This is a genomic window from Bradyrhizobium sp. UFLA05-153, from assembly GCF_054185185.1.
This window is the reverse complement of sequence record NZ_JBBIAM010000237.1, coordinates 1-6,137: the sequence shown is the minus strand read 5'-3', so window position 1 is coordinate 6,137 and position 6,137 is coordinate 1. Positions and strand designations below refer to the sequence as shown.

The window sequence follows — 6,137 nt, the reverse complement described above, 5'->3', positions numbered from 1 at the left end:
CCGCCCAGCCAGCATGGTGAATCAGAAACAGCCTGATTTGGGAATCCCAAATCGATTCAACCTAACCCCATCCCGCTCTAGATCTTCCTGCTCAATCTCGTCAACGATCGATGCAGCAGCGGAATCGGTCTCCGGCTTGCGCTCTTGAAGCGCCATGCAGCCGCCGACGGGCACCGCTGTGCCGACCATCGTACACCTGCCAGATGGGTCGACGGTGACACCGAGCGCCAGCGGGCAGATCCTGGTGTCCTCCATGTTCGTCCCCGTTCTGCTCGGGGCCGGTTGGCAGATTGTGGTGAGCGGCGGCACCACGCACGTCCCGTGATTGCAACCCGCGACCAACCTCGGCGTGCTTTTCAGCGGGCACGCGGTCGCGCTCGGCGTCGGTGGTGAGGTTCTCCATCCACCACCGACGCCAACTTCCCAGATCGCGAGCGACGGGTCTTCCCGCGTCGCGTGCGGCTCGCGGTGTGTCGGCATTGTTCATCCTCATGATCCGAAACTCCTTGTATCTGGACGATGCCTCAACACTGCGTCGCCCACTGTCGATGACGGGGCGAAGGGTCGCGGAGCCGGTTCGCTGCGTTGGATCAACGCTTCGAGACTGATCGAGCACCGACCTTGCCGTTGCGTGATTTGCGAGGCCCGCTCAGTTGATGGGCCGGCGCAGCTTCGCACCCCCTGCACTTGCCGAGGTTGCTGCCGAAACGGGCTCGGCGCCTTCGCGGCGCTTGCCATTCGGGTGGCCAAAACGGATCGCCGGAGCGACCCGTCGACACACATCGAGTCAACCCGCCCGCCTCGCACACACATGTGACTGGAGAAGCCCGGAATTGCAGGCGCCTGCCGAAGGATCACGAAAACAGAAAGACCCCGATCAGCAAACCGATCGCAAAAGCGCAGAGGCCCAAGGTGCACGCGGAGATGACCCGAGTGAGGTTACGTAAATCTTGATCCACTACCGGCTGGGATTGATCGGTCATTCCGGCCCCCCCTGCGCTGGGCGTCGTCCTAACAGCCTTCTCCTCATAGGTGCCCAAAAGAAGGCGATAGACGGTCACGGGCGATCACGATTTTCGGAATGACGCGCAGGCGAGGGCCGCCAGCGCACGGCGAAGCAAAAGCCCCGCCGGCTCGTGGGCGGGGCAGGAACGGCTCGTTGCGGGGTCCAAACGGAGAGGCCGCCAGCTGAGGCGGCCTCAAGTGACCAAGCACAGGTCCTGTTTCAGAATCCGGGATTACTTGGTCGGACCGGGGCAAGTGCCTTAAGCTGAAAATCCCACCAAGTTGGGATTTTCATTCGTCCGCCACTTACTGAGTCCAGCTCATCGATCGTCAATTCCTCGCTTCTCAGTTCGCGATTTTTCAGTTCGCGATTTTTGCTATTCAGATCATCCGTCATGGGATTTCCCTGCTTGCTTCAGGATGGGATCCTTCCCGCCGGACTGACAAGGCTAGGACGGTCCCTAATGAGTTACTGTGCTTGTTGTCACACAAGCAACCCCCCGGCTGGCAGGGCGGGCTCGGTGTGGGGCAGTTGGGTTGTTACTTGGGCCGCTTCGGGCGCTTACGCCGCTTCTTCGGGTTGAAGCGCCCTCACCGACTTCAAAAGCCCCGTCGCATCACAGTGATGGCCATCACTGATGGCGGGCGCTTCGGGAGCGATAAGGGGGTGTCAGGCCGCGACGGCGAAGATGATCTGCTGGGACGGACCAGCGTGGAGGGAATGGAGATTGGCATGGCTTCTCGGGTTGGGATTGCTTCCGAGGATTTTCGGAAACAAGTGATGGGATACGGGCTGACGACGGCACGGATCCTCTATCGGATGCCGGATCATCGCTCGCTGCTGCAGACCTATGTCTGGCAGAATTACGATCTGTTTCCGAAATTCCCGGCGCTGCAGGATTTCCTCGCCTTCTGGCGGGAGAAGCTCGACGGCCCCTTGTTCTCGGTCACCGTGGCGCATTCCAGGCTGATCAAGCCGGCTGAACTGCGCGCCGTCGATGGCGTGTTCAGGTTGCATTGAGCAAATGGTGGCCAAAGGCGCGCGCAAACTGGAGTTTGATATGAAGCGTCTGATGATTTCTGCACTCGTGTTCATCGCTCTGCTCGCTGCTGGGACCGGCCTGTTCCGTTCGCACGCGCTCCTGATCGACAGTCGGGTCGGAACCACGGGCATGGCGACATCGACTTCGCAAGGCTATGGCGCCAGGGGCACCGATATCCCGATCGAGGATTTTGAGGATCGGTCGCTGGAATTCCCGAGGGAGAAAAAGTAGAGCGCGATGTGAGTTCGCCCCGGCTGACCGCTAGTAGTTGGGTTCGCGCAATTTGCGCATCAGCGCCAGAAGTCCTTGAACCGATCGGGTGCCAGCTCGGTGTCAAGCACTCGCCGTCGGAACTGGCCTACGGGTAGTCGCTTGCTGATCTTTAATGTCGGTGATCGCGGCTTCCCCCAAGATCAGTCGGCCATACGACCGGCGGCCCGGCCTAAGTGGCAGCGCTTCGGCCGATAGGAAGTGCTATGACCGGCCTTTCCGCAACATAGCGGCCTAGGTAAAATGACCCCTCGTTTCGCATAAGTGCTTAGCGCTTACATTGGCAGAGTTTCGTGAACATGACGCGCGGGCGACGGGTTGGCATTGCTGCAGCTATCGTGCTTGCTGTCTTTGCGGCCTACGAAATAATGACATCGTTCCTCGCCTATACCGGTGATGCCTATGTTGAGTCCGATCTGGTGTCGGTCGCGCCTCAGGTCACCGGTCGTATCATCGACGTGCATGTAACCGACAATCAGGACGTTGTTCGGGGCGATTTGCTGGCAACCATCGACCCTGTCCCATTCCAGTTGATGGTCGACCAGGGACGTGCTGAGTCCGCCGAAGCGCGTGCTCAGATCGCATCCGACCAGCACAGGATCGCGTCGGCGCAGGACGCGCTCGTCGCTGCCAGCTCGGCAGCCAACTACGCTCGCGAGACGCAAACGCGAATGATGACCCTTGCAACTTCGCAGGATGTTGCGCTTGCCGAACTCGACCAGGCGAACGATGCACTGCGGCGCGCCAACGCTGCGCGCGATGTGGCAAAAGAGGCCGTTGCGTTGGCGCAATCCACCGTGTCGATGCACGAGGCGGCGGAAACGCGGGCAACGGCCGCACTAGCTATGGCGGAATGGCAGTTGGCACGCACCAAACTGGTGGCGCCGACCAGCGGGACCGTCACCTCGTTAACTCTGCGTGTCGGAGACACCGCGCAAGCCAATGTACCTCTGATTGGCATCGTCGATGCTAATGCGTGGCGCATCGTTGCCAATTACAAAGAGAGTTACATCCGTGGGTTCGCGATCGGTAGCACTGGCTGGATATCGTTAGACTCTAGCCCGTGGCACCTTCATCGTGCGAGGGTCGTCGGTATCGCTCGCGGCATCAGCCGCGACCCGGTGCCAAATCGTCTGCTAAACTATGTTGCGCCAACCACCGACTGGATACGCCTGCAGCGCCGCTTCCCTGTAACGCTGAAACTGGTCGATGCGCCACCGAACTTGAAGCTCTATATGGGCGCCGATGCGCGAGTGGTGGTTCTACCATGAAGGATAGTCAAACCGAGGCGAAATCGCTGCCGCGCGACACGATAGCTCGACTGTACCAAGAGTTAGCGGAGATCCGATTCGGCAACGCGCGAGGCCAGCATTGCACGAGGATTACACTTGCGGTTGCCCTTGCCGTCATCGCAGCCTTGGTGTTGCAGGTAGATGCACCCTGGTGGGCAGCTATCAGCGCTTTCGTGTCCATACAGGTCACCGCACCTTCCTCCATCGCGCGCGGCGTCTTGCGCATCGGCGGCACGACAATTGGCGCAGCGGTTGGCTTCTTCCTGAGCCCCTGGCTGATCGAGGATCAAATTGCACTAAGTCTTGTGTTGTTTGCGCTCACTGTGACCGGCGTGCTTGGCCTGCAGCTCAGCGGACACGGCTACGCCTGGCTGCTGGGAGCCGCTACAGCTAATTTGGTGCTGTTGGCGGCACTCGACGATCCGGCGTCCGCGCTGAACATTGCCTGCAACCGTACCGGGGAAGTGACAATCGGAACGATTACCGCGATCCTGGTGTCGCTTGTTCTGTCGCCGCAGGGGGAAAATTTGAAAGTGGGCCCGGCAGCACCCGGCTGGTCGGACCTATTCGGCGCGGGGTGGCCGTCCATGCAGCACGCGCTGAGCGCCGGGCTTGGAGTGATGCTGGTACCCTGGGTTTGGAATTGGCTCGAATTGCCAAGTCTATCGCAGGCGGCGATTACTATCGCTGCCGTTATGGCGATGCAGACAACCTCCGAAAACGAAGCAGCGAATCTTCAAAAGGTCGCGATACGAGCTACGCACCGCATCCTTGGGTGCTTCATTGGGGGCGTCGCCGGTCTCGCACTGTTGACGGTGTCGTTCGAGAGTTTCCTGCCATGGCTCGCGGCGTTGAGCGCGGGAGTTTGGATCGGCGCGCACGTCCAGAACAGCACGCGCGGCATCAGCTATGTGGGCACGCAGGGTGCCGTCGTTTTTATCATGACGTTAGTGCAGGGTAGCGGCCCTCCAACGAGTATCATGGCTGGGGTCGACCGTTTTGCCGGCGTCACCGGTGGAACGCTGCTAGTGCTGGCGGTTTCGCTCCTCACGGCGTCATCACCGAGGGACAGTTCGCATTCAGCTCAACGGGGTGCTTGAGGAGGTCAGCTTTTTCTCTGCAGGAAGCGATTGCGCCCATGTCGAGTTGCTGATGACCCTCAAGCTGCCTTGAACATGAGCCCGCTACCTAAGAAGTTCTGTTTCGCCAGCGGCGGCAGGTGTCCGCCGCTTCCCGGCGAGGGCAAGGTCGAGCGCTTTTTTCCAGCCGGCTCGGGCCTGGCTTTTGCTCGACCGAACAGGGTCTCGATCATTCCCATTAGCGGCCCTTGCGCTCTGACTTTACTTCTCGCGCTCCCACACGACGCGCCTGAAATCCGTCTTGCCGGGAGACTTGCCGGGACCTTGACAGGGCTTACAGGGTGAGCGGTTGTAGCCGCTGGGTGTCTTTTCCCTTGGCATCGCCGGCCAGGTTCTCACGGTAGGGTCGGAGACAGGCGCCGGTTTAGGTCGAAATTCGTGTTCTCTTGTCTCGCTCTTTCGTCTGCGAGTGTCACAGCGTCTCGACCATGCCACGTTTCCAGCCCCAGCCACCTCGAACGAAGTGTGCGCTCCGCGGCAAGTTGCGCATCGGTCAGCATCGCGACGTGGAGGTCACTGATGCCGCTCATCCCCTTCCGGTCGTCTCGCAAGTTTTTTGTTCGCTCTACCCGTCGCGTACGGCGAGGTCCCCTGCATTGGGTTGCCTTTGCAAAGCAGGTTCTCGAAGCCGCTCACGAGACGACACTCTGGGCGACCGTCCTGAATGCGCAGCGCGGCGGCTCCAGATGTCTCCTGCTAACAAGCCTCGGTGGGGGAGCATTCGGAAACGACGAGAGCTGGATCGCGGCCGCCTTGACTCGCGCCCTCCAGCTTGCATACGCATTTGATCTGGACGTCAGGCTCGTCAGCTACGGTCCTCCTCACCCATGTTCACCCGGATTGCTCAGGCGTACTCCTAAAGGGAGACCTCCGAACAGACGCGACCAAGGCGTCGGGCGGCTGCGATTCTTCAGAGAGCCGCCTCTGCCCGCGCACGTGCTTTCAGAAGCTTTCGGGTGGCGGTCGGAAGGCCGCCATAGGCCTTCTCCCGGGTCAGCATCCCGGCTTTTTCCTTGAAGCCTCTCGTTATCCCACGTCCCAAAGCAGACATTGCCGCTCTAACGTGATAACTTTCAAAAAGCTGGGAGTCGATTTGCGGAGGTCCACCCGAAACTCGTGGGGGCTAATGCCATGAGACTTCCTCGGCGTCGGCTTTTGCGCTTGGCAGCGGGTGCTGCCGCACTCCCAGCCCTCTCGCGGAGCGCATCGTCTGACACCTACCCGACGCGACCGGTGCGTTTGATCGTAGGCTTCGCCGCCGGCGGGTTTACCGACACCTTGACGCGCCTGTTAGGTGCATGGCTGTCCGAGCTGCGCATTCCAGGGATGGTGATCAGGTGTTCCAGACGATGGTGATCACGGATTCCAGTGATCGTGATCAGGTTCGG

The 6,137-nt window shown here is 60.5% G+C and carries 7 protein-coding genes; 4 read left to right on the top strand and 3 right to left on the bottom strand.

Features of this window, described 5'->3' with window-relative positions; genetic code table 11:
* Positions 1–21 precede the first annotated feature (21 nt).
* Both Q2941_RS50385 and Q2941_RS50380 read right to left on the bottom strand, forming a co-directional pair.
* Complete coding sequence (locus Q2941_RS50385) at positions 22–255, bottom strand: hypothetical protein (protein ID WP_458197360.1); 234 nt, start codon at positions 253–255, stop codon at positions 22–24.
* 970 nt (positions 256–1,225) lie between these two features.
* Positions 1,226–1,402: a bacteriocin gene (locus tag Q2941_RS50380; RefSeq protein ID WP_156944938.1), complete on the bottom strand. Its 177-nt coding sequence runs from the start codon at positions 1,400–1,402 to the stop codon at positions 1,226–1,228.
* A gap of 336 nt (positions 1,403–1,738) precedes the next feature.
* Between Q2941_RS50380 and Q2941_RS50375 the strand changes: the two genes are divergently transcribed.
* The 4 genes from Q2941_RS50375 to Q2941_RS50360 all read left to right on the top strand — a co-directional run bounded on the left by Q2941_RS50375 (position 1,739) and on the right by Q2941_RS50360 (position 4,710).
* On the top strand, positions 1,739–2,026 hold the full coding sequence (locus tag Q2941_RS50375) for an usg protein (protein WP_027528055.1): 288 nt from the start codon (positions 1,739–1,741) through the stop codon (positions 2,024–2,026).
* A 4-nt stretch (positions 2,027–2,030) separates the two neighbouring features.
* Positions 2,031–2,279 (top strand): hypothetical protein, encoded by a 249-nt coding sequence (locus Q2941_RS50370; protein WP_458197359.1) that lies wholly within the window; start codon positions 2,031–2,033, stop codon positions 2,277–2,279.
* Between the two features lie 338 nt (positions 2,280–2,617).
* Positions 2,618–3,589, top strand: a complete 972-nt coding sequence (locus tag Q2941_RS50365; protein ID WP_458197361.1) for an HlyD family secretion protein — start codon at positions 2,618–2,620, stop codon at positions 3,587–3,589.
* On the top strand, positions 3,586–4,710 hold the full coding sequence (locus Q2941_RS50360; protein ID WP_458197358.1) for an FUSC family protein: 1,125 nt from the start codon (positions 3,586–3,588) through the stop codon (positions 4,708–4,710). The genes Q2941_RS50365 and Q2941_RS50360 overlap by 4 nt, the downstream gene beginning before the upstream one ends.
* A 59-nt stretch (positions 4,711–4,769) precedes the next feature.
* On the opposite strand, the gene Q2941_RS50355 is transcribed toward Q2941_RS50360, so the two are convergent.
* On the bottom strand, positions 4,770–4,922 hold the full coding sequence (locus tag Q2941_RS50355) for a hypothetical protein (RefSeq protein ID WP_156944892.1): 153 nt from the start codon (positions 4,920–4,922) through the stop codon (positions 4,770–4,772).
* Positions 4,923–6,137: the final 1,215 nt, after the last annotated feature.

What these genes read in the sequence shown, in the direction of transcription:
- Q2941_RS50375 (WP_027528055.1), top strand. Translation starts at nt 1,739, where the DNA reads ATGGCTTCTCGGGTTGGGATTGCTTCCGAGGATTTTCGGAAACAAGTG.
- Q2941_RS50355 (WP_156944892.1), bottom strand. Translation starts at nt 4,922, where the DNA reads ATGATCGAGACCCTGTTCGGTCGAGCAAAAGCCAGGCCCGAGCCGGCT.
- Q2941_RS50365 (WP_458197361.1), top strand. Translation starts at nt 2,618, where the DNA reads ATGACGCGCGGGCGACGGGTTGGCATTGCTGCAGCTATCGTGCTTGCT.
- Q2941_RS50360 (WP_458197358.1), top strand. Translation starts at nt 3,586, where the DNA reads ATGAAGGATAGTCAAACCGAGGCGAAATCGCTGCCGCGCGACACGATA.
- Q2941_RS50370 (WP_458197359.1), top strand. Translation starts at nt 2,031, where the DNA reads ATGGTGGCCAAAGGCGCGCGCAAACTGGAGTTTGATATGAAGCGTCTG.
- Q2941_RS50380 (WP_156944938.1), bottom strand. Translation starts at nt 1,402, where the DNA reads ATGACGGATGATCTGAATAGCAAAAATCGCGAACTGAAAAATCGCGAA.
- Q2941_RS50385 (WP_458197360.1), bottom strand. Translation starts at nt 255, where the DNA reads ATGGAGGACACCAGGATCTGCCCGCTGGCGCTCGGTGTCACCGTCGAC.